We start from the raw sequence: 20,910 nt of genomic DNA on the forward strand, positions 1-20,910 counted from the left end.
GAAGCCCCGTCCCAGCACAGGCTGGGACGGGGCTTCTTTGCGTTCCAGGCCCAACTCCCCGACCAAGATCGTTCTACCGCAATCGGGGTAGAACGATCTTGGTCGAGTCTGGAGCAACGGCGAGGCGTCTGGCTGGAACCGCCCCGCAGCGACCTTCTTTCCTCACACGCGAAGAGTGACGGGCCCCGGAGACGACTACATCCGGGGCCCGTAGCCGTCCTAGTTCCCACGAGAGGGCGAAGCATTCCGGGTTCACGGAAGTCTCACCCGCCTCCCGCCTGACGACAGGGGACCATCGCGCGTGAAGAGGCCTCGCGTCGCGCTTCGGCAGCACGCTCACGTTTTCAGGAGGGCCGGTCTCGTGCCGAGCACACGGCGCCCGTCCGCCACCGCGCGGGTGGCGGCGGCCCGGACCGCCTCGGGCACGTCGAGGAGCCGTTCCGCAGGGATGCGGGGCTCAACATCCGACGCGACCCTCTTGGCCAGCAAGAACGGGACACCGGGCTGGGGGCCTGTGCCCAGGCGGCGGCGGGCGGTACTCATCCACCGCTCCTGCCCCGTGTGGAGCGCCGTCAAAACGACCACGACTTTGCTTCTGAATTCCTGTGAGACCCTGTCCGGCCCGCCGCTCTCACGGCGCTGCAGCGGCTGGGAGCGAGATACCCCCCGGCCGGAGCAAGCAGTGGAAAGGCCCTCTGTCACTGGCCGCGGGCGGCGGCCCGATCCTGGCCAGTCGGTGTGCCTCACCAAATTTTGCGCGGCCGTCGCCTCCTTAAGGGCGGGCGCCGTTCACGACGGCTACAGCGTGACGGGAGGCCTGCCAACGGGTGCGGCCGGCTCGGCCCGGGTCTTGCCCGGCCGGACGCCGTCTTGGCGGACCGCGCGTATGCATCCCGCGCGATCCGTGAGCATCTCCGGCGGCGAGGCATCCGTGCCGTGATCCCGCAGCCCGCCGACCAGGTCGGTCACCGTCTGCGGCGAGGTCGCGCCGGTGGCCGACCGCCCGGCTTCGATGCGGAGGCGTACAAGCAGCGCAACGCGGTCGAGCGGTGTATCAATCGGTTCAAGCAGTGGCGTGGTCTGGCCATGCGAACGGACAAGCTCGCCATCGCCTACCGGGCAGCGCTCCATTTCGCTGCCATCCTCATCTGGGCTCGGGCGTATGGACGTTGGGCGGCCCTATTTGGAGAGGCACGTCCTCAGCCCAGCGTGGCAGCATGCGGCAATGGTCTTTCGACACCCCGACGGCGACTATGCGATCACCGCAATCTACTCCGTGCCCGATGACGCCTGGCATCTGGAACTGGATCTCGTGGCCGGGCAACGGAGTCTCGTGACCGCAACCACCCCCGACGAGGATCCGGCACGGGAGCCGACAGTGCGCTTCAACCCGAGCGCAGAACACACCGACGTCCCGTACGAGGTCATGCGCTGGTTCATGCACCAGGTTGATGAAGAGATCCGTAGCTCCCGTGCCTGGATGCGGCTGAGACCGGAGCTCGTCGAGATCGTCTATCAACTACGTCAGGAGCACATGGGTGTCATCGACGATGACGCCTTTCCCCAGGTTCTGGCGGACATGCGTACCACGGTGCCTGAGGAGGACCTCCCCGCCGTTCTAGAGGCCGCCTTCGGGCGGAACCCTGACGGCACCACCAAGACCACCCGCAAACGCCCCAGCCTGTAGGCGATCAAGGAGACACGCCCTACCGCCCTGGCGCCGCTCGCGACCAAGCCGCAGTGGGGCGAGGGCCCTCCGGTCTCAGCAACGAGCCGGCGTTGCTGAGATCGGAGGACCTCGGTGAGGCACCGTCTCATGTGGCCATGAGCTCTTGGAGCGCCTTGTAGTCCTCCGGCGTCATGTGCTCCCGCAGGATCCGGTGGACAACGTTGACGTGCCGCCATGGGATCGCTGTGACCGGGATGAGAGCTGCTGGCGCTGTGCGGGGAGTTGCGGGCTGTGGAGGGCGCGGCGGCTGCGACGACTCAGGCGGTTCGGATGATGAGGCGGGGGCGGAGGTGATTACGGCGTAATCATGCGCCGGCTGTTTTCTGCTCTCGGGCACGTTCGGTGAGGCGATTACGCCGTAATCATTCTCGGCCCGCTCCCCCGTGTCGGCCGCCTGGGTGGCCGCACCTTTCCGGCTCCGCACGGTGCGCTGCGTGGATTCCTTGTCCTTGAGCGCCTGGAGCGCTGCGGGTTGCTCCTCGGCCGGTTTGTTGCCGATGGCTCGGAGGTGTTCGATCTTCTCGGTGCCGACCAGGTTCTGCATCTCTTCGGAGAGTCCGAGGAGTGCGAGGCGCGTCGAGATCCATGGCTGGGAGCGGTGCAGGCGTGCGGCGAGGGCACGTTGTGAGCCGTGGAGGGCGAGGAGTCGTTGCAGGGCGCGGGCTTCGTCCAGTTCGGAGAGTTCGCGGCGGTGGATGTTGGCGACGAGGGCGGATTCGAGGATCTCTTCGCTGGTGCCGCCCTGGCCGTCGTCGACCATGACCTTCACGGTGGTGAGGCCGGCTTCGCGGGCTGCTGCGAGACGGCTGGAGCCGTCGACGACGACGTATGCCGTGTCGGGTTCGAGTTTCTCCTCGGCGGCGGGGTTCGCGGCGATGTATGCGTCGCGGTTCATGACCGTGATGGCCTGCTTCTGCCCGTGGTCCTTGAGGCTTCCGGCGAGGTCGGTGAGGTCGCCGAGGGAGGAGCGCGGGTTGTCCGGGTTCAGGCTGATCCGGTGAGGGGGCAGCTCGGTGGGGGAGGGCACGCCTTCAGTGGGTACTTGGCGTGCTTGGGCGATGGCTGCTCGGCGGGGGCTGACGGGGGCGCCGCGGCCTGCGAAGCGTCCGCCTCCGAGCTTGTCTGCTTTGGGTGTCATGCGAGCTCCCGGGCGAGGGCGCGCATGGCGACGGACTGTGTGCAGGTGGGGGAGTAGGACAGGAGCGGTTGTTGCATGCGTACGGCTTCCTTCTGCTCCTTGAGGTCGCCGACGAGGCCGACGACGCGGGGGTCCTTTATGTCGACCCAGCCCTGGAGGGAGCTGGTGGCGATGTAGCCGCGGCGGGCGTCGTAGAGGTTGACGACGATGCCGAGGTAATCGATGACGACGTCGAGGTCGCTGCGGAGGTCGTCGATCTGGGTGGTGAGCATGTCGTAGGCGTCGGCGGAGCTGTCTTCGGCCTGGACGACGATGAGGGTGCCTGACTGTCCGGGGGCTTCGCCGTCGCGGCGGTGGCCGTAGTAGATCGCGGCGTCCATGGAGAGGCCGAGGCTGGGTGGGCAGTCGACGATGATTACGTCGTAATCACCTTCGAGGGGGGCGAGGGCTCGTTCCAGGGCTTTCTCGCTGGCGCGAACGGACGCGAGTTTGACGTCGAGGAGGAAGGCGTCGTTGCAGCCGGGCAGCATGTGGAGCCGGTCGCCGAAGTGTTCCTGGTCGACGGCGACGATCAGGTCGCGGAGTTCGCCCTTTGCCTCTCCGCCCATGTGCTTGGTGAGGCTGTCGCCGTCGAGGGGGAGGGGCTCGGCGCCGAGCTGGCGGGTGAGGTGGCATTGGGGGTCGAAGTCGATCAGGAGGACGCGCAAGCCGAGGCCGGGGAGGTTTTCTACCTCGAGCGCGTCGCTGCTGCCGTCAGTTTCCGGTGATGCGAGTTGTGCGGCGGCGAGCTGCTTGGCGACTCGTACCGGGCGCAGGGTGTCAGGGTTCTCGGCCAGGGCTTCTCCTGTCCCTGCCGTGATGGCGGTCTTGCCGACACCGCCTTTCTGGTTGCAGACGATGATGCGGCGGGTTGTCTCTGGACGGATGACCTCGGGGGAGGGGTTCATGTCGAGCCACAGCTGCACGGCTTGTGCCAGGCCCTGAGTAAGAGTCACGTCACGGGCGGCGGCAGCCTTCTTGAAGGTGTCCCACTGGCCCGGGGGGAGGAAGGTCGCGAAGGAGCTGGCGCCGCTGACGTCAACGGCTGCGGGGGAGGCGGCGAGGGCGGTCCAGGCGTGGATGGCTTGTTCCACGGCGATCTGGATGTCGAGGCGATGTTGTGCCGCACGGATCTTGAGTTGTTGGCGGAGGCTGGCGGGGAGTTTGGAGACGACCTTTTCGCGGTCGCTGGGCTGACTCATGGGTGAGATGTTACTAACCATCACGAGGGAGATGGGGGGTGCGGGGTTAGTTCACTCAATTGCCTGGGTGATTACGCCGTAATCACCCAGGGCTCTTGATGCCGGTCGCCGTAGGCCGATTCAGTCTTCCGTCCGGCTGTCCTCGGACAACTGCAGGGCCGGGAGACCGCTTCTTGCGCTGGGCTCTGCCTCACGGAGGGAGGCGCGCGGCATCGGCGAGCTGATCCAGGCGCTCACGCGGCTCCGGCGAGAGGTGAGGAGGGCCGGGGCAACCAGGTGGCCTCCGTTCTTAAGGGTGCGGTCCCCGTTACTTTCCCCCGTTCCCGGGCGGCTTCGGGGGCGGGCAACCGGTCGCGTTCCGACACCTGGTGCGGTCACGCCAACGTCTGTCCTGCTGCCCCGTGCGCGGAGGCGAGCGGGGGCCACGGTGTGCGTTCCACCTGGTGCAGTTCACCCGGTGGGGGAGTGCGGGACATCCCGTCATCCGGTGCGCTCGGTGAGGTGCATTAGGCGCGCCGTTCCCGTGCCGGGGGCACACACCACCACCGGGCCCCTGACGGCCCGCTCAGCGCTGCGAGCACGACGGCGCCGAGGAGCACCAGGACCACGGCGCGGGTCGTCCCCGGCGCCGCGAGCACCCCCCACGCCAGCACCCCCGGCGCGATCCGTACGGCCGCGCGCGCCGCGTACGGCCACCGCCCCCACGCCCGCAGCACCCGCACCACTCCCACGGCCGCGCCGCTCACCACCCGCCCTGCGGCACGTCCCGACCGCACCGCCGCCGCGTACGCCGCCCGCCCGGCCCGCACCGTCCACCGCCCGGCCCGGCCCGCCCCGCGCCCGCACGCCGCCCCGGCCGCCGCCGTTGCGGCCCATGCCGCCGGTCCGCTCCGCGCGAGCGTCCGGGCGACGGCCCGTCCGAGTGCCGGCCACTGCGCGAGGGACCGCGCGGCCCGGCCCGCTCCCGCCGCCGACCTCACCCCGCGCCCCGCCGCCCGCAGCACGTCCGGGAACCGCTCGCGCACCCGTCCCCGCACCCGCCGCCCGTACCGAACTCCCGACGTCCTCGCGCGTACCGCGCACCGCTTCACCGCCGTCGCAGCCGCCCGCAGGGGCCGGGCCCTCGGGGGCGGCGCCGGGGCCTCGTTCGTCGCCGGACGCCACCACGTCGCGTCACCTGGTGCGGTCCCGCTGCCCAGCTCGCGGCCGGACAGGTACCGCACCACTGCCCGCACGCCCGTCTCGAAACCGCGGTTGAAGTCCTCGGCGGGCACGATCACGAGCGACAGGACGACGGCGCCGACCACCCCCACCACCACCCCGCCCGCCAGGCCCAGACGCCCCAGAAGGTCCCACACGCTCGGCAGCTCGCTCATCCCCGCTCCTCTCACCACCTCCTCAACGGGCGCGCCCACCACCTCGGCACGGCCCAACCCCCGCCCCTGCTGGGCAATTCGGTCCGGGGCCGGGGTGCGCGTGGCTACGCTGCGGGTACAGAGAAGAAGAGCGGAAGGGGGCCCCTCATGGACGGCCCGACCGAAGAGACCCTGTGCGTGGACGGCGCGCGGCTGCGGCGCGCGCGCGAAGCCCGGCACCTGACGCGCCCGCAGCTCGCCTCCCTCCTCGGCGTGGGCCCCGACTGGGTGAAGAGGGTGGAGACGGGGCAGCGCACCGAGGACAGGCTGCCGACGCTCTACCGCCTGTGCCGCGTCCTGGGCCTGACCGACGTCGCGGAGCTGACGGGCGGGCAGACGTCCATGCCCGTGGCGACCGGCGGGCGCCTCGCCCACCCCGGCGTCGAAGAGCTGCGAGCCGCGGTGCACGCGCCGCTCTTCGTTCAGGAGGAGCCCGAGGACGTCGGTGTCCTCGCCGGGCGGGTCGCCCGGACGTGGGCGATCTGGCACGGAGTGCGCGAGCAGCGCACCGCTGTCGCAGCCGTACTTCCCGATCTCATCCGCACCGGGCACGCCACGATGCGCGCCGCCGAGGGCCCCGAGAAGCGCCGCGCCGCCGTGGTCCTCTCCGAGGTCTACGCCCTCGCCCAGCAGTACGCCGCGCACATCGTCGACCCGCCCCTGTACTGGACGTTGGTGGACCGGGCCCGGATGCTCGCCGAGACGGCCGACGACGTGCTCGCGCTCGCGGGCGCCGCCTGGGTCACCGGCAACGGCTTGCGGGCGGCGGGGGACACGGAGGGCGCGCGGCGCGTCGCGGCCGACGCCGCCGAGACCCTGGAGCGCAGCACCGAAGACGGCTCCGACCGGCTACGGGGGCTGTACGGGAGCCTGTGCCTGCACGTGGCCCTCAGCGCCGCCCAGGAGCGCCGCGAGGGCGACGCGTGGCACTGGTGGGACAAGGCCGACCGCGCCGCTGCCCGCCTCGGCACCGCGTACATGCACCCGTGGACGGCGTTCGGCGAGGGCAATGTCGCCGTGCACGGGGTGAGCATCGCCGCCGACCTCGGCGCCCACGGCACCGCGCTCCAGCGCATGACCGAGGTGGACCCGGAGACGATCCCGAGCGTCGAGCGCCGCTCCCGCTTGTACCTCGACGCCGCGCGCGGCGAGCGCGCGCGGCGCCAGGTCGCCGCCGCCCTGACGTACCTGCGTCTCGCGGTGGCGACCTCGCCGGAGGCGGTGCGCTACGTCCCCGCCGGGCGCGCGCTCGCCGAGGACCTCGCTCGTACCGCCCCCGCGCCCCTACGCCGGGCCGCGCACGAGGTCGCCTCACTCGTCGGCGTGCCCGTCGAGTAGACGGCGCCGCGCGGCATCGCCCGGTCCTCGGCGTACCGGGCGAGGACCGCCACAGGGGGCCATTTCGGCCCCCTCGGGTAGGGGGGCCGAAATGGCCCCCTGTGGCGGGTGACGGGCTCTCACGCTGAGAAGGTGCCGAACCTGGAGTACTACACCGATCTCCCGCGCGCGCTGCGCCGCCCCCGCCTCGACGCCGACGGGGAGCGCTGGCTGCCCGTCGCCGTGACGAAGGAGTGGCACAAGGAGGGGGAGGTCGTCGTGGTGTTCCTGCGGCCCGCACGCGGGGGAGGGCGCGAGTGGATCGTGCCCCTCCCCGACCTGGACACCCTGACCCGGGAGGCGACCCCATGACCCGCACGACCACAGAGGCGGACAGCGTCCTCGACGCTCTCACCGGCCGCCGGGCGGGCGACGGCGCGGCAGCAGGGCTGCGCGAGGCCGCCGCCCGCCTCGGCATCACCCTCCCCGAGCTGCGCGGCGACCTCCCCACCGGCCGCACCGCGATGGTCACCCTCGGCCGCGCCCCCGCCATCACGGCCCTGCGCCTCGCCGCCGTCCTCACCCACGCCGCCGCCGTCCTCCCCGACCTGCGCGCCGACCGCGCGGAGCCGGGCGAAGAGGAGGACGCGGCCGACGCCGTGACCGCGCTGCGTACCGCTCTGGACCGGGTGGGCCTGCGGCTGCCCTCTCTGGGCGCCGAGCGCCCCGCTGCCATGGGCACCGCCATGGTCGCGCTCGGCGGTGCCGCCTCCGGCGTCGCGGTGAGCCTCGCGGACGTCCTCACCCGCACCGCCGACGCCGCCCCGGTCCTGCGCGCCGACGCCGCCGAGCCCCCCGGCGCGGCCCGGGAGTTCTGGCCCCTGCCCGCCGTCCTGCTCCGCGACGGGCACTGCCTGCGGTACGGGGGCGTCACCCGCGTCGCCGCGCAGGCGCCCCGGCTGCCCGCCCCCCGCGCCTCCACCGCTCCCCGGCTCGAAGTGCGCTGCGTGGACGGCACCACCCTCCGCATGTCCCCCCGGGCCGCGCTCGACGTGTACCTCCCCCTCGCGTGGCGGCTCTCCCTCCAGGACGGCCCGCGCCCCTGACCCCCGCAGGAAGCGCGCGGGCACCCGGCCTCCCCGTACCGCAGCCGCCGGTACGGGGAGGCCGCTACCGCGTCAACTCCCATACAAAACAGGGGATATACTGGCAAGGTGCCGTAATTCGGCAACGTACGGGAGGGGACGGGATGCCTGAGCGGAACATCGAGTTCGGCGCGTACGGCGCCCAGGGCGTCAAGGGCCACGAGTTCGTCGCCCGCCGCCTCGACAGCCTCGCCGGGTTCATCGCGTCCCCGGTCACCACCCGCCGTGGCCTGACCGCGCGGCTGCGCTACCTCACGAGCAGTGCCCGCCAGCTCGCCGCCGCCCGGGAGGCCGGGCTCACGATCTCGGACCGCACGATCAAGGCGCAGATGCAGGGCACACGCCGCCCCTCCGCCCGTACGCTCCGCGAGATCGACGCCACTTACCGCGCGGTGCGTCGTCAGAACGTCTCCCGGCACCTCCTGGCCCGCCTCAACCGGCAGGGCCGGGGGACCCGCGTCGAGTTCCACCCCGTCAATCAATCCGGGGTGGAACGCCCTCGCCAGCGGGTCGTGGAGTACCGCACCCTCAACGTGCGCAAGTGGGAGCGGATCGTCGGCGCGTGGGAGGCCGGGGACGACGCGGGCCTGGATGCCGCGTGGGTCGACGAGGTGGTGGTCGACCTCGGTTCGCAGTGGGGTCAGTACGAGTACGTCACCAACATCGGCTTCGCCGCCTGAGTGCCCGTTTCCCTCGCTCGGCAACGCCCACCGCAAAGGACTGAAATGACTGACCTACCGCACAACGAGTACATGGCCGCTGTCGCCGACGCGCTCGCCGCCCGCGACATTGCGCCCGCACAGTGGTGGACCAGCGAAGACGACTCCGGCGCTGGCACCGACCGTCTCGACGCCGTCTTCCAGTGGCACACCGGCGTCGCGGACCGCGACCACTGGCCGCACGGCGTGTACCTGAGCTGGGACCAGTACGACGGATGGCGCCTCATCGAGGCCGGCGGAGGCCGGAACATCTACGACCTTTCGCCGGATTCCCTGATCTACTGCGACCCGCGGCAGGTCGCCGCCGACGTTCAGGCCCGGCTCACACACGGGCTCGACGGATGGTCCCCGGGCCCTATCTGCGTCGTCGGCGCCCGGTGGGACGTGCGCCCCACGATGGCCGCTGTAGAACGCTGGGAGGCGGCGGCCTGAACTGCCGCCCCGTTCGGGGAACGGTCACCGTGACCGTTCCCCGAACGCTTGCGCAAAATTCCCATTCCGGACTGACGGCCCTTGACCTGCTGTTACAGGGTTCAGAAACAGGCACTGACCTTGTTGTTTAACCCTCGTGTGGCTCCTGGCGGGGATGGCAGGGGGTCGCGCACGAGGCGGCGAATCGGGGTGCACTGGCTCCGTGGGCAGTTGCATACTCACCGCATGGCCTCTTCCTCCGGTCGGTTCCGAGATCCGCGCAGCACCGAGTACGACTTCCTTAGCTCGATCATGGTGCGATGCCCTGGCTGCGCGAAGGCCGCCCTTGTCGTTCCAGCGACCAACGACTCTGGCTGCGGAGGTCGGACCCTGTTCAGGCCGAGGCGTCTGGTCTGCCGTAGCTGCGGCTTGTCACGGCTGTGGAGCGGCCGTGCTGTCGCCCTCTCCCGGGGCACCGCCGCGCCAGCGACGGATCCATACTTCGGCGTGCTTTTGTGGCTCCAAATTGAGACTCGACACGGGTGGTTGTGGGCGTACGACCTGGAGCACCTCGACTTGCTACGGCGCTTCGTCCAAGCACCGCTGCGCGAACGAGCGCCCTGGTACGACACCGGGCAGAAGATGACGTTGGTCGCCCGTCTGCCACTATGGATCAAGCGCGCGAAGAATCGGGACGAGATCCTGCGCGGCATTGCTCGAATCCGCGCATCACTGGTCTGTGCCTGAAGATCTCCGGCCAGCGTCACGAGCGTTTCCGCCTTTTCCGGACAGTGACGCAGCCTTGGTGTGATCATGTGCGTTGTCGATCATGCCAAGGCCGCGAGGTGAGTCTGCTGCACGATGCTGTCCGCGTCGAGTCCCTGGCTGTGTTGTCCCGGTGCTGACGCGAAGCCCACCTCATCGCCCCTCTCAGGGGTCTCCCACCGCGTCCTCCTGCGGGTCGAAGCCCCGCAGAAGCGGATCAAGCTCCGCACCGGCCCCGCACAGGGCGCAAGCCCGGGTGGCGGGGTGCTCGGCAGCGTTGAGCGCCTGTTCCACCCGCAGGACCGGAAGGCCGGGCGGCGCCTCGGCGCAGTCCACGGCGTGCAGCACCGCACGGGAGGGCCCCCGGCGCCCGCCGCCGCTCTTCGCCAGCACCCACCCGGCGGGCCTGCGCGGCCCGAGCGCCACCTCCACGAGCGAGGGCGCCGGGAGCGCCGTGGTCGGCACGCCCGTGTAGTCGACGTCCTCGACGGGCCGCACATGCTCGGGGGCCCGCACCCACACCTCGTACTGCGCCGCCTCGACCTCCAGGCCCTCCCCGCCCACGTTGCGGTAGAGCGGGAGCGCGACGCGGTAGCGCCACCCGTCCGGGAGCTGGCGCCGCGCGAGGAGCCGCCCCCGCACCTCCTGCCCGTCCGCGAGCACCACCCACACCCCCGGCGCCCCGCTGCTGCTCGCGCCTTCGTGGCCCGACACACTCAGCCCCGGGCCCCCGCCGCCTCGGCGGCCTGTGTCTCGTGGGCGTGCTTGAGTGCGTCGCGGGCCCGCATCCGTTCCTCGGCCGGCACGCTCGCCCACAGCTCGTGCGTCACGATCGCCGCCGCGAGATCCCGTTCGCGCTCGCGGAGCGCGGCGACCTCCTGGCGCTCCTCCTCGCTCCACCCCGGGGAGGCCGGGTGCGTACGGGCGCCCGCCCAGTAGCCGTCCGGCCGCTCCCACGCGGGCATCGGCTCCGCCGAGGGCGGCAGCGCCGCGAGGCGGGCGGAAAGGGTCGCGCGTACGGCGGTGAGGTCGCGCTGAGCCGCGAGGAGATCGTCGGGGAAATCGGTCACACCAGCGAGGGTACGACCGGCCAGAGCGCGCGCACGGCGGTGATGTGGCGTTTTGCGCGGGTTCGGTTGCCCAAAAAATCGAACATGTGATCGGGTAGGGGTGTGAACGATGCCCTGCTCCGGCTCGCCCTCGAACGGCGAGCCACCTACCACGCCCTCGCCCTCGCACACCCCGCCGCCGCCACGCCTCTGCGCCGGGCACTGATCCGGCAGTCCGCCCGCTTGCTCGACGGCCCGCCCACCACGGCCCGCCGGGCTCTGCTGTGCCGCCCGCCCGCGCCCGCGTCCCCGCCCTCGCGGGGGACCAGGTGACGGCGGGGGACGGGCGCCACCGCGTGCTCGCCGCCGTACGGGACGCGATCGCCGAGACCGGCCAAGGCCCCTCCGTACGGGAGATCCAGCGCGTCACCGGGCTCGCGCTCGCCACCATCGCCCACCACCTGAAGGCCCTGGAGGAGAGCGGCGCCCTCGTCCGTACGGGCCTGCACTGGCGCACCTGCCGCCTGGGCTGACCGGCGGCAGCCGGGTCCGGCCCCGGATGCCGCCGCCCCCCACCCCTCCTACGCTGATCGCATCCGCTCCCGGGGGGCCTGGAGGTAGTCGTGGTCCGTCCCGCCTGGTCCGGCGCCGTGAGCTTCGGCCTGGTCACGATCCCCGTGAAAATGCTCCCCGCCGTCGGCGACCACAGCATCCACTTCCGGCAGATCCACACCGCCGACGACGGCCTCGTCCGCAACCGGAAGGTGTGCGAACTCGACGGCAAGGAGCTGTCGGCCGACGAGATCGCGCGCGGGTACGAGGTCTCGAAGGACACCGTGGTCCCGCTCTCGGACTCCGACTTCGACGACCTCCCCCTCCCCACCGCGCGCGCCCTGGAGATCGAGGCGTTCGTCGACGCCTCTGAGATCGACCCCATCCAGATGGGCGACACCTACTACCTCGCCGCCGACGGGCAGGTCGCCGCGAAGCCGTACGCGCTCCTGCGCGCGGCCCTGGAGCGCACCGACAAAGTCGCCCTCGCGAAATACGCGTTCTCCGGGAAGGAGCGCCTGGGGATGCTCCGTGTGCTCGACCAGGACGTCATCGCGCTCCAGGTCCTGCACTGGCCCGACGAGATCCGCTCCCCCGAGGGACTCGCCCCGCCCAGCGTAGACCTCACCGAGGACGAGATGACCGGGGCGCTCGCCCTCATGGACACCATGGCCCGCGACGGCATCGGCGACGAAGAGGACGAGTACCGCAACGCGGTCGAGAAGCTCGTCGAGGCGAAGGCCGAGCACCGTGCGCCGCCGCGCGCCGAGCGCGAGGAGCAGCCGCGCGGGGAGGTCGTGGACATCATGGCCGCCCTCCAGGACAGCGTGGACCGCGCGCAAAAAGCCCGCGGCGAGACCGGCAAGGACGCGACCGTCCACGAGATGCCGAAGAAGCGGGCCGCGAAGAAAGCGCCGACGAAGAAGACCGCAGCCAAGAAGGCAACGTCGAAGAAGACGACCGCGAAGAAGACGAGCCGGAAGAAGCCCGCCTGACCCCTGGCCTCGCGCGAGCGCCTGAGTAGGCCCTGTCCTCCCGAAGCTGCCGCGAAGTGACAAGTAGCTCTCTGTGATCAGAGTGACGCTCGGTCAGAGGGTGCGAGGCGGGGCCCGGGGACGTCGTCGGCCCGAAGGGCAGCGAAGTCGGCGTGCGCCTGGGCGACGGCTTCGGGGTATGCCTCGCGTTTGGCGTGCTCGGCGAGGGCCCGGTAGACGCTGGCCACTGAGGGGTTGTGGCCCTTGCGCTTGCCGGTGGGGATGATCAGGTCAGGCTGGATCTGCTCGACGGACTCGCCGCCCGCGCGGCGCCGCAGGACAGTGTGGAGCATGTCGTCGGTGATGACCGGGGGTCGGCCGCCGTGTTTGCCCTTGCGGGCCGCCGTGTCGAGCCCCTCCAGCGTGGACTCCCGGATGTTCTCCCGCTCGGTCTCCGCCATCGCGGCGAAGAACGCGAACAGCAGCTTCCCCGGCCCGGTCGGGTCGTAGATGCCGGGCAAGGGCCCGGCGAGCATCTCCAGGACCAGGCCGTGGGCGGTGAGGTGGTCGGCGAGCGCGGTGAGCTCGGCGGCGTCGCGGCCGAGGCGCTTCATCTCGTACACGGTGAAGATGACCCGGCAGTGCGGGGCGTGCGCCTTGACCTCCCGCGCGGTCCTCAGCGCCTCCTCGAACTTCGGGCGGACCCGCACCCGGGTACTGATCTTCTCGCTGAAGATCTTGTCCCTTGGGACGCCGTGTCCCGCGAGCGCGTCGAGCTGGGAGTCGAGTTCCTGCCCGAGCGTCGAGCACCGTGCGTAGCCGATGCGGATGTCCGCGCTCGGCAGGTCCGGATCGATCGGCGTCGGCGGCGGGGTGCCCGGCCGCCACGGCCGGCCCGGGCCGCGGTCGGCCGGGGTCGGCACGCGCAGCGCCTTCTTCAGCCGGGGCACCATCGTGAAGCGGCGGGTGTGGTAGGCGGAGGCAACCGCGCCGCCGCGCGAGCGGCACGGCGAGCCGGGCTGCGTGTCACACTTCGGACAGGCGTGCTGTTCGACGTCGTCGGCATCCGATCGGTCGGTCTGCGAGGGCTGCTGAGGGTCCGTCATGGGCCCGGATTCTCGCACAATGCAAGTCTCAGAAGGGGCTCCGCCCTACTTTTGAGTGAGAACGGGTTCTGCGAACGAATCCAGGGCCGACGGGGGTCCGGCGGCCCGCGATTGACCTTGCTCGCGCAAAGGGTCGTTTATGAGAACCGGATAACGTGGTTGCAGACTTGGACACCGGCACTGCGGTACGGATGCGACCACCTGAGTGCCGCGTGGACCGCGTGCGGGGGTCTGAAGCCGGACTGCGGATAGGTGTTCCAGCCCTGTCGGGATGCCCAGGAGAGTGCTGTTAGCGATCGTGACCTGTCAGAGGCCGTACGGGGGCAGTGTGAAGGTGTCGGCTGGCGGTACGAGGAAGCGGTTGAGCGCTTTGGCGATGCGGGGCCGGGAGGCGGCGTACAGGACGGTGTTGAGGGCCCGGATGCCGGCCCGGGTGCGGGGTGAGGCGATGCGAGGAACGCCGGGCGGTAGATGCTGGGCGCGGGTGATGTAGGGGCGGAGGATGTGCTCGTAGCGGGCGAACGCGTTGCCGTGATGCGCGTGGTGGGCGAGTTCACCGGCCAGGACGTAGGCGCCGGTGAGAGCGAGGCTGGTGCCCATGCCGCTGAGGGGCGAGGCGCAGTACGCGGCGTCGCCGACGACAGCGATCCGCCCCCGGGACCAGGAAGGCATGCGGACCTGGATGACGGAGTCGAGGAAGAAGTCGTCGGCGGTGTCCATGGCGGTGAGGATGCGTGGAATCTCCCAGCTCGCGCCGGTGAACAGGCGGCGCAGGAGTTGCTTCTGTGCGTCGGGTGCCAGGCGTTCGTCTCCGCGGGGCGGGGAGAGGTAGGACAGGGAGGCGCGGGTGGTGCCCCGGTTGTCGGGGCGCAGGGTCGCCGTGCGTCCATGGGTGGCGTTGTGCCAGCGGGCCCAGGTGCCGTCCGAGGGCTCGCGGGGGATGGTGAAGTACGCGGTCGTCAGGCCCACGGGGCGGATGTCGGTGGTGTCGCCGAAGATCAGGTCGCGGGTGCGGGAGCGGGCTCCGTCGGCGGCGATGACGAGGTCGAATGCACGGTCCGGCCCGTTGCGGAAGGTGACGTCGACCTTCTTTCCTGTGTCGGACAGCTGTGTGATCTCATCCCCGAATAGGTACTCGGTGTGTGGGTGGGTGGCCTCGTAGAGGATGCGCGAGAGGTCGGCGCGCAGGATCTCCAGGTCGGCGATCGGTCCCTGGCCGCCGAAGGCGCCGCTGGTGAAGGCGGCTCTGGTGCGGTTCGCCGCGTCGACGAAGCGGATGCCTTCTTCGCGGGTGGCGTGGTCCCGGAGGGTGTGTTCCAGGCCCATCCTGCGGGCGACGTCCCGTCCGGCACCGCGCAGGTCCACGGTCTGTCCGCCCTCCCGCGGGGCGGGGGCCCGCTCGACGAGGGTGGCCTGCATTCCGTGCCGTTTGAGCCAGTGGGCCAGGGCCGGACCGGCGATACCGGCTCCCGCGATCAGCACATTCCGGTGCGTCATGGCGCTCCCTTTCGTTTTCCTGGGCTTCTCCCGCCTCGGGCGGCGGCTCCGGTGCGGTCCCGGCCGGGTCCGCTTGTCGTGCACGGCCCCGGCCGGGGCTCAGATGGCGAGGTGCTGCTTGGTGCCGGAGTCGTCGGCAGTGGTCTCGGGGGTGATGCCGTGCTGCTCGTCTTCGGGGCGGCCCTTCTTGGGCAGCAGGAAGGTGATCGCGAAGAAGACCACCAGCAGGCATGCCTGGACGATCAGGGCCCGGTGGAAGCCGCCGGTGAAGTCGCCGGTCTTGGCCTGGGCGAAGAACACCGAGCCGAAGACCGCGACGCCGATGGAGCCGCCGACCGCCTGGACCGCCGACAGGACCCCGGAGGCGGATCCGATCTCGTCGTCGTCGACCGCGGCCAGGATGAAGCTGAACAGTGCGGCGATCACCATGCCGGCGCCGATGCCCGCCACTGTCGTGCCCGGGACGATGTCCCAGATCGAGAACGAGGCGGAGTCGAGGCCGTCGAGCTCGAACCACAGCACGGCGGCGCCGGCCAGCTGGACCAGCGGTCCGATCTGGAGCACCTTGCGGCCGATCCTGTCAGCGAGGAACGCGCCGCTGATGGCGCCGCCGATCGCGGTTCCCACCGCGAGGGGCAGGTTGCCAAGGCCCGCGTCACCAGCGGTGAAGTGCTGGCCGATCTGGAGGAACAGGGTCAGGACGAGCTGGGTGCCGATGAGTCCGCCGAAGAACAGGGCGATGCCGCCGAGCCCGACGGTGAAGGCGGGCTTGCGCAGCAGGCCGGGGGTCACCAGCGGCTCGCGGCCCACGGCGGCCGTGCGACGCTGCTGGAGGGCGAAGAGGGCGAACCCGATCGCGGAGGCGGCCATGGACAGCCACGTCCACAGCGGCCAGCCGCTCTCCTGGCCCTGGTTGAGCGGCAGCACCAGCAGGGCGCAGGACGCCACGATCAGGGCGGCGCCGGTCATGTCGACCCGGACCGTGCGGTCGCCCGCCTTCTTGGGCACGAATTTCGCGGCGACGATCAGTGCCGCGATGCCGATGGGCAGGTTGATCAGGAAGACCGAGCGCCAGCCCAGGCCGAAGAAGTCGCCCTCGATGAGGAAGCCGCCCAGGACTGGGCCGATGATGCCGCCCAGTCCGAGGACGGGGCCGAAGATCGCGAAGACCTTGGTGAGCTCGGGGCCGGAGAAGTTCTCGCGCAGCAGACCCAGGCCCTGGGGCAGCAGCATCGCTCCGGCGGTGCCCTGCAGCAGGCGGAAGGCGATCAGCGACTCGATGTTCGGCGCGATCGCGCACAGCAGCGATGCAGTGGTGAAGGCCGCGAGTCCGATCAGGAACATCCGGCGCCGGCCGTAACGGTCACCGAGCCGCCCGCCGAGCACCAGACCGGCGCCCAGGGTGAGGGCGTAGCCGCCGATCACCCACTGCAGTCCGACCGAGCCGGCGCCGAGGGACTTCTCCAGGTCCGGTCCGGCGACGTTGACGATCGAGGCGTCCAGGAGGTCCATGATCTCCGCGACGATCATCACCGCCAGGATCAGCCACCGCCACCGGTAGGGCTCGGTCGTCTCCTCGCGGGTGGGGGACGGGTCACGCATTCCAGTTACCTCCATGGTGAAGTAATTCCATCATGAAGGTAAAATGGTGGCGGTAGGTTGTCAAAGCGGATGACTGTGCGGACCGTGTGACAGGAGAGAAGGGCGGAGGCGTGGAGGAAGCAGTGCGTGACGGGGTCGCTCAGCAGCGTGAGCGGCTGATGGAGTCGCTGAGGATCTACGGTGGCCACTACTCCGAGCTCAGCCGGCGCTTCGCCGCCTGGCTGGGCCTGCACTCCACGGACGCGACGGCGGTCCTGGAGATCGCCGCCGCCGAGGAACGCGGCACCCCCCTGTCACCGGCGCGGCTGAGCGAACGGATCTCCCTGTCCACCGGCGCCACCACCGCGCTGCTGAACCGCCTCGAAGCGGCCGGGCACATCACCCGCGCCCGCGAGCACTCCGACCGGCGCATCGTCACATTGCACAGCGGCGAGCACATCCAGGAGCGGGCGGACGAGTTCTTCGGCCCGCTCGCCCACCGCCTCGACGCCGCGATGTCGCCCTACCCGCCCCAGTTCCTGGAACAGGTCGAAGCGTTCATGGCCGACCTGAACGCCACCATGGACGGCCACCTCACGGAACAGAACGCAGTGGCACCGCGCTCCCTCCGCACTCCCTGATGGACGAACTCCCTGACCGGCTCGCTCCCAGCCGGCTTCGCCGCACCCGCTCATCCTCTTAGCCCGCGCCCCGCCCTACGCACCCGAGGAGCAGCCACCTTCGCGACGGGGCCGACCGGGGCTACTCCTCCTCGTCACCGTTCTCGGGCGCGTCCGGATCACGGAAGGGACGCAGGCCCTGGCCGGGACCGCTGGCAGTGATGTTGAACAGATAGCGGCCCAGGAACCCGCTTCGGCGCTGTCCGGCTGCTCGTCAGGCCGGGGACGTGGCCGGCTCGCCGCTGCGCGGGCCGGGCACCGAAGCCGCCACGGCGGCGACGAGGTCCAGGTGGGAATTCATGTCCAGCTCGAACCGGCCGTACGGGTTCACGTGCGTCCAAAACAGCGGGGACAGGGCCCGCCGGTCGGCGTCGGTGAGCTTCTTCTGCCATTTCTCCTCGGCGAGGATGTCCTGGAGGAGCAGGGCGTTGACGTGCACCAGCGCGGACTGGAGCAGGTGCAGCGCGAGCATCGAGACCTCCTGGGACTCCTTGTCGGAGCCGGTCAGATCACCGTCCTTGCCGTAGAGCAGGTCGTGGTTGGCGGAGTTCCAGTTCTCCACGACCTGGAGTCCGTCGTTGATCTCGCGGCGCAGGTCGGCGTCGGCGAGGTAGTCACAGATGAACGCCGTACGTGCCGCCCGGCCGAGTTCCTCGATCGCCCGGTAGGTGGGGTGCTTGGGGCCTCCGCGGGTGAAGCGCCGCAGGACCTGCTCGGCCTCGGCGGTGCCCAGCCGCAGGGCGGTGGTGTACTTCACGATCTGGTCGTACTGCTGGGCGATCAGGTCCCAGTCGATCGTCTTGGTCGACAGCACCGGCGCCAGATGCGGCCAGGTGTCGTCCTCCCCAGCCGCCGGCCGGTACAACCGCGCCGAGCCGACGTTCTTCAACCTGGGGAGCAGGTTGAAGCCGAGCATGTGGGCGAAGGCGAACCCGACGATCGAGGCCCCGTGGGTGTCGGTGTACTGGCGGTCGATCTCCACGTCCGTGCAGTGCCGCAGCACGCCCTCGATCATCGCCGCGACCTCGGAGGCCGAGCAGGACTTGAGCTGGGAGTAGACGCACAGCGACTTCCGCTCGACATGCCAGTAGATCATCACCCCGGGCCCGCGGTAGCGCTGGTGCCACTCGGTCATGAAGTTGCTGGACCAGGACCCGAACTTCTTCGAATCGCTCGCGCAGGCGGTGCCCTCGCCCCACCACGCCTGATCGCGGGCGGCGAAGGTGGCGTTGACCAGGCGGACCAGGGCGGCGCGCAGGTTGGTGCGGTTGACGAACAGGTGCCGCACCCGGCGCAGGACGGCCTCGCTCTCGCCGTGCTTGCCGGTGACCGCGACCCGCTTGATGCCCATGTTCGTGCCCAGCGCGAACAGCACGAGCAGCAGCCGGCGCCGCAGCACCGCCTTCGGGACCGCCTCCCTCGTGGCGACTGAGGCGAACTCGGACGTGAACCCGGTGGCGAACTCGGCCTCCTTGAGGATGTCGATCAGGTCGATGGTGCCCCACCTGCGTTCGATCTCCGCCTTCAGCGCGACGAGGTTCTCCGGCTCTGCCTGCTTGCCCAGCGGCGAGACCTTGATCCACGGCTCGCCGTGCTTGCGGACGATGTCCACGCCGCCCGTGGTGCCCAGCTCCAGCGCGGTGTCGAGCCGGGTCAGGGCCTCCCGCAGCCGCTTCTGAAGGGCCCCGATGAAGGACCCAGGGTCCTGCGGCTGGCGGATCGCGTCGTAGTGGACATCGCGGTTGTCCTCGAAGTCGGGGGGCAGGTCGCCCTCGGGGTTCTGCCACCGGCCCGCGCCCGGGACCCAGATCTCCCGGCGCCGCAGCGCGTCCCGCAGGCTGACCAGCACGCACAGCTCGTACGGGATGCGCTCGACGCGGCCGCGCTCGTCCACCACTGCCTTGCGCCACTCCTCGCGCACCACCCCGGCCAGCGGGATGTTCTCCGACTCGTCGAAGAACGCGCCCTCCTTGGCGATGGGCTGGTCCAGGTACCGCTTCAGCAGGTCGATGGCGTCCATCACCGGCCGGTAAGCGGTGTTGTTGCACTTCAGCTCCACCGCCCCCAGCAGCGGGGAGAGCATCCGCCGCCAGTGCCCCGAGTACGACGACCGCAGCACCGTGCGCACCCGGGCCCGGTAGCGGGCCTCGTTCGCCGCGGCCTCCGCCGCCAGGGCCTTCAGCGTGGACTCCCCGGCCACCGGGAAGATCACCTTGCGGACCGTGCCGCCCGGCTCCGCGACCGCGGCCTCCGCCAGCCGCAGCAGAATCCCCTCCTTGCCACGGACCCGCTTGAGATCCTTGGTGAACTCGCCCTCAACCTTCTTCTCCGCCCGCGTGTTGATCCGCTGCACCAGCTGGATGAACAGCTCCACCAGCGAGTCGGTGATCTCCGTCTGCCGCACATGGCACAGCGCGGCCAGCAGCGTGTAGCGCACCGGCCCGGCTGCCGCCCGCAGGTCCGAGGGGTACTCCTTCGACGCCCGCGCCCGCCACGCCGCCACCAGCTTCTCCGACACGTCCCCGAATAGCTCCGGCGCCAGCTCCAGCGCACGCACCCGCTGGAGCTTGTTCACCTCCGCCAGCAGACTGTCCAGCCCCAGCGCGCCCGGGTCCGCCTTCAGCTCGGAGAAGAATGACACCCCGCCGCCCGCCGACTCCTCCCCGCCGGCGTCCTCGGCCACCAGGTCGTCCAGCCGGGACCGGGTCGCCGCCGACAGCCGGCCCACCGTGGCCGTACAGCCGCGCCTATCTCGCGTCCTTCGGGAACGTCCACCCCCTGGGCAGGGTGGCGCAGCCGCACGAGGTCGCGGAAGTCCTGTGCTTCCTGGTCTCCCGCGATCCGCCTTCGTTACGGGCGCCGTACTCGCCGCGGACGGCGACTTCACCGCGGGCTGATCCACCGTCCTGTCATCCGCAGACAGGCATAAGAACGTTTGTTCTTACGTAGTGTACGTTTGTTCCTATGCGGGAGAGAGAAACATTCGAAGAACAAGGCGCGGCGGGCGGTGAGGGGCGACGCACGCGTCGGCACGATCCGCGCCGTCGGGAGCGGGTGCTCGACGCCGCGCTGGAGGTGCTCGTCGAAGACGGGGTCGCCGGGATCACGCACCGCAAGGTGGCGGCCCGCGCCGACGTGCCACTGGGCTCCGTCACCTACCACTTCGCAAGCCTGACCGAACTGTGCACGCAGGCGTTCGCCTGGTACGTCGAACAGCGCACCGCCGAATATGAGGCCCTGTTCACCCAGGTGGCATCGCGCGAAGACCTGATCGACGTCCTGGTGACGGTGGTCCAAGGAGGACCGGCCCGGCATCGCAGCGCGGTTCTCGGCTTCGAACTGCATTTGGCGGCGCTGCGCGATCCCGCGCTGCGCGTCCTAACCCAGCAGTGGACCAGCTCCAGCCGGGCGGTGCTGGCCCGCTTCACCGGGCCGCGGGCCGCCGCCCGCCTCGATGCCCTCCTGGAAGGAATGATCATGCACGCACTGCTCTCCACGGACCAGGAACCGCCCGAGGCGACCCGGGAGTCCCTGGCGCAGACGCTCGGCCCGGCCGCCGGGCCGAGTAAGTGAAACCCCGTGCCGCGCCAG

20 protein-coding genes and 2 pseudogenes are annotated in these 20,910 nt (G+C 70.8%); 12 read left to right on the forward strand and 10 right to left on the reverse strand.

All coding sequences use genetic code 11. The features are described 5' to 3' along the window. Window positions 1-336: 336 nt before the first annotated feature. Window positions 337-543: a hypothetical protein gene (locus STTU_RS31980; protein ID WP_158678827.1), complete on the reverse strand. Its 207-nt coding sequence runs from the start codon at window positions 541-543 to the stop codon at window positions 337-339. A gap of 273 nt (window positions 544-816) precedes the next feature. Between STTU_RS31980 and STTU_RS33775 the strand changes: the two are divergent. After that, window positions 817-1,158: pseudogene (locus STTU_RS33775) on the forward strand (transposase); the annotation flags it as partial. Between the two features lie 67 nt (window positions 1,159-1,225). Then, on the forward strand, window positions 1,226-1,687 hold the full coding sequence (locus tag STTU_RS31990; RefSeq protein ID WP_007830786.1) for a hypothetical protein: 462 nt from the start codon (window positions 1,226-1,228) through the stop codon (window positions 1,685-1,687). 127 nt (window positions 1,688-1,814) lie between these two features. Here STTU_RS31990 and STTU_RS31995 read toward each other — a convergent pair whose 3' ends face one another. The 3 genes from STTU_RS31995 to STTU_RS34800 all read right to left on the reverse strand — a co-directional run bounded on the left by STTU_RS31995 (window position 1,815) and on the right by STTU_RS34800 (window position 5,484). Next, window positions 1,815-2,756, reverse strand: a complete 942-nt coding sequence (locus tag STTU_RS31995) for a ParB/RepB/Spo0J family partition protein (protein WP_007830787.1) — start codon at window positions 2,754-2,756, stop codon at window positions 1,815-1,817. A gap of 107 nt (window positions 2,757-2,863) precedes the next feature. Continuing rightward, window positions 2,864-4,108: a ParA family protein gene (locus tag STTU_RS32000; RefSeq protein WP_043257917.1), complete on the reverse strand. Its 1,245-nt coding sequence runs from the start codon at window positions 4,106-4,108 to the stop codon at window positions 2,864-2,866. Window positions 4,109-4,614: 506 nt separating this feature from the next. Then, window positions 4,615-5,484, reverse strand: a complete 870-nt coding sequence (locus STTU_RS34800; RefSeq protein WP_007830790.1) for a hypothetical protein — start codon at window positions 5,482-5,484, stop codon at window positions 4,615-4,617. 147 nt (window positions 5,485-5,631) lie between these two features. Here STTU_RS34800 and STTU_RS32010 point away from each other — a divergent pair, with 147 nt between their 5' ends. The 6 genes from STTU_RS32010 (at window position 5,632) to STTU_RS35810 (ending at window position 9,862) form a co-directional block, all read left to right on the forward strand. Beyond that, on the forward strand, window positions 5,632-6,861 hold the full coding sequence (locus STTU_RS32010; RefSeq protein ID WP_007830792.1) for a helix-turn-helix domain-containing protein: 1,230 nt from the start codon (window positions 5,632-5,634) through the stop codon (window positions 6,859-6,861). 132 nt (window positions 6,862-6,993) lie between these two features. Beyond that, on the forward strand, window positions 6,994-7,212 hold the full coding sequence (locus STTU_RS32015) for a hypothetical protein (RefSeq protein ID WP_043257918.1): 219 nt from the start codon (window positions 6,994-6,996) through the stop codon (window positions 7,210-7,212). Next, window positions 7,209-7,946: a hypothetical protein gene (locus tag STTU_RS32020; RefSeq protein WP_043257919.1), complete on the forward strand. Its 738-nt coding sequence runs from the start codon at window positions 7,209-7,211 to the stop codon at window positions 7,944-7,946. The genes STTU_RS32015 and STTU_RS32020 overlap by 4 nt, the downstream gene beginning before the upstream one ends. 143 nt (window positions 7,947-8,089) lie before the next feature. Then, window positions 8,090-8,665: a hypothetical protein gene (locus STTU_RS32025; RefSeq protein ID WP_007830798.1), complete on the forward strand. Its 576-nt coding sequence runs from the start codon at window positions 8,090-8,092 to the stop codon at window positions 8,663-8,665. 45 nt (window positions 8,666-8,710) lie between these two features. Next, on the forward strand, window positions 8,711-9,136 hold the full coding sequence (locus STTU_RS32030; RefSeq protein ID WP_007830800.1) for a DUF6292 family protein: 426 nt from the start codon (window positions 8,711-8,713) through the stop codon (window positions 9,134-9,136). A 225-nt stretch (window positions 9,137-9,361) separates the two neighbouring features. Continuing rightward, window positions 9,362-9,862 (forward strand): hypothetical protein, encoded by a 501-nt coding sequence (locus STTU_RS35810; protein WP_043257960.1) that lies wholly within the window; start codon window positions 9,362-9,364, stop codon window positions 9,860-9,862. 183 nt (window positions 9,863-10,045) lie between these two features. On the opposite strand, the gene STTU_RS32040 is transcribed toward STTU_RS35810, so the two are convergent. Both STTU_RS32040 and STTU_RS32045 read right to left on the reverse strand, forming a co-directional pair. Continuing rightward, window positions 10,046-10,594 (reverse strand): DUF6233 domain-containing protein, encoded by a 549-nt coding sequence (locus STTU_RS32040; RefSeq protein WP_007830804.1) that lies wholly within the window; start codon window positions 10,592-10,594, stop codon window positions 10,046-10,048. A gap of 2 nt (window positions 10,595-10,596) precedes the next feature. Then, window positions 10,597-10,950, reverse strand: a complete 354-nt coding sequence (locus STTU_RS32045; protein ID WP_043257921.1) for a hypothetical protein — start codon at window positions 10,948-10,950, stop codon at window positions 10,597-10,599. A 263-nt stretch (window positions 10,951-11,213) separates the two neighbouring features. Here STTU_RS32045 and STTU_RS32050 point away from each other — a divergent pair, with 263 nt between their 5' ends. Beyond that, entirely contained in the window at window positions 11,214-11,462 is a 249-nt protein-coding gene (locus STTU_RS32050; RefSeq protein WP_007830807.1) for a LexA family protein, read from the forward strand. Window positions 11,463-11,552: 90 nt separating this feature from the next. Continuing rightward, entirely contained in the window at window positions 11,553-12,476 is a 924-nt protein-coding gene (locus STTU_RS32055; RefSeq protein WP_043257922.1) for a Ku protein, read from the forward strand. A gap of 77 nt (window positions 12,477-12,553) precedes the next feature. Here the strand turns inward: STTU_RS32055 and STTU_RS32060 are convergent, their stop codons facing one another. The 3 genes from STTU_RS32060 to STTU_RS32070 all read right to left on the reverse strand — a co-directional run bounded on the left by STTU_RS32060 (window position 12,554) and on the right by STTU_RS32070 (window position 16,660). Further along, on the reverse strand, window positions 12,554-13,561 hold the full coding sequence (locus STTU_RS32060) for a recombinase family protein (RefSeq protein WP_043257923.1): 1,008 nt from the start codon (window positions 13,559-13,561) through the stop codon (window positions 12,554-12,556). Between the two features lie 306 nt (window positions 13,562-13,867). After that, a complete protein-coding gene (locus tag STTU_RS32065; RefSeq protein ID WP_043257924.1) occupies window positions 13,868-15,058 on the reverse strand; it encodes an FAD-dependent monooxygenase in 1,191 nt (396 codons plus the stop codon). A gap of 99 nt (window positions 15,059-15,157) precedes the next feature. Beyond that, the gene (locus STTU_RS32070) at window positions 15,158-16,660 is read right to left on the reverse strand and encodes an MFS transporter (RefSeq protein ID WP_007830815.1); all 1,503 of its coding nucleotides are present in this window, start codon (window positions 16,658-16,660) and stop codon (window positions 15,158-15,160) included. 110 nt (window positions 16,661-16,770) lie between these two features. On the opposite strand from STTU_RS32070, the gene STTU_RS32075 reads away from it, so the two are divergent. Then, window positions 16,771-17,280 (forward strand): MarR family winged helix-turn-helix transcriptional regulator, encoded by a 510-nt coding sequence (locus STTU_RS32075; protein ID WP_043257925.1) that lies wholly within the window; start codon window positions 16,771-16,773, stop codon window positions 17,278-17,280. Window positions 17,281-17,533: 253 nt separating this feature from the next. On the opposite strand, the pseudogene STTU_RS32080 reads toward STTU_RS32075, so the two are convergent. Beyond that, window positions 17,534-20,056 (reverse strand): annotated as a pseudogene (locus STTU_RS32080) (Tn3 family transposase); the annotation flags it as partial. A gap of 227 nt (window positions 20,057-20,283) precedes the next feature. Between STTU_RS32080 and STTU_RS32085 the strand changes: the two are divergent. After that, entirely contained in the window at window positions 20,284-20,892 is a 609-nt protein-coding gene (locus STTU_RS32085) for a TetR/AcrR family transcriptional regulator (RefSeq protein ID WP_007830821.1), read from the forward strand. Window positions 20,893-20,910: the final 18 nt, after the last annotated feature.

This window comes from Streptomyces sp. Tu6071 (assembly GCF_000213055.1).
Taxonomy (GTDB): domain Bacteria; phylum Actinomycetota; class Actinomycetes; order Streptomycetales; family Streptomycetaceae; genus Streptomyces; species Streptomyces evansiae.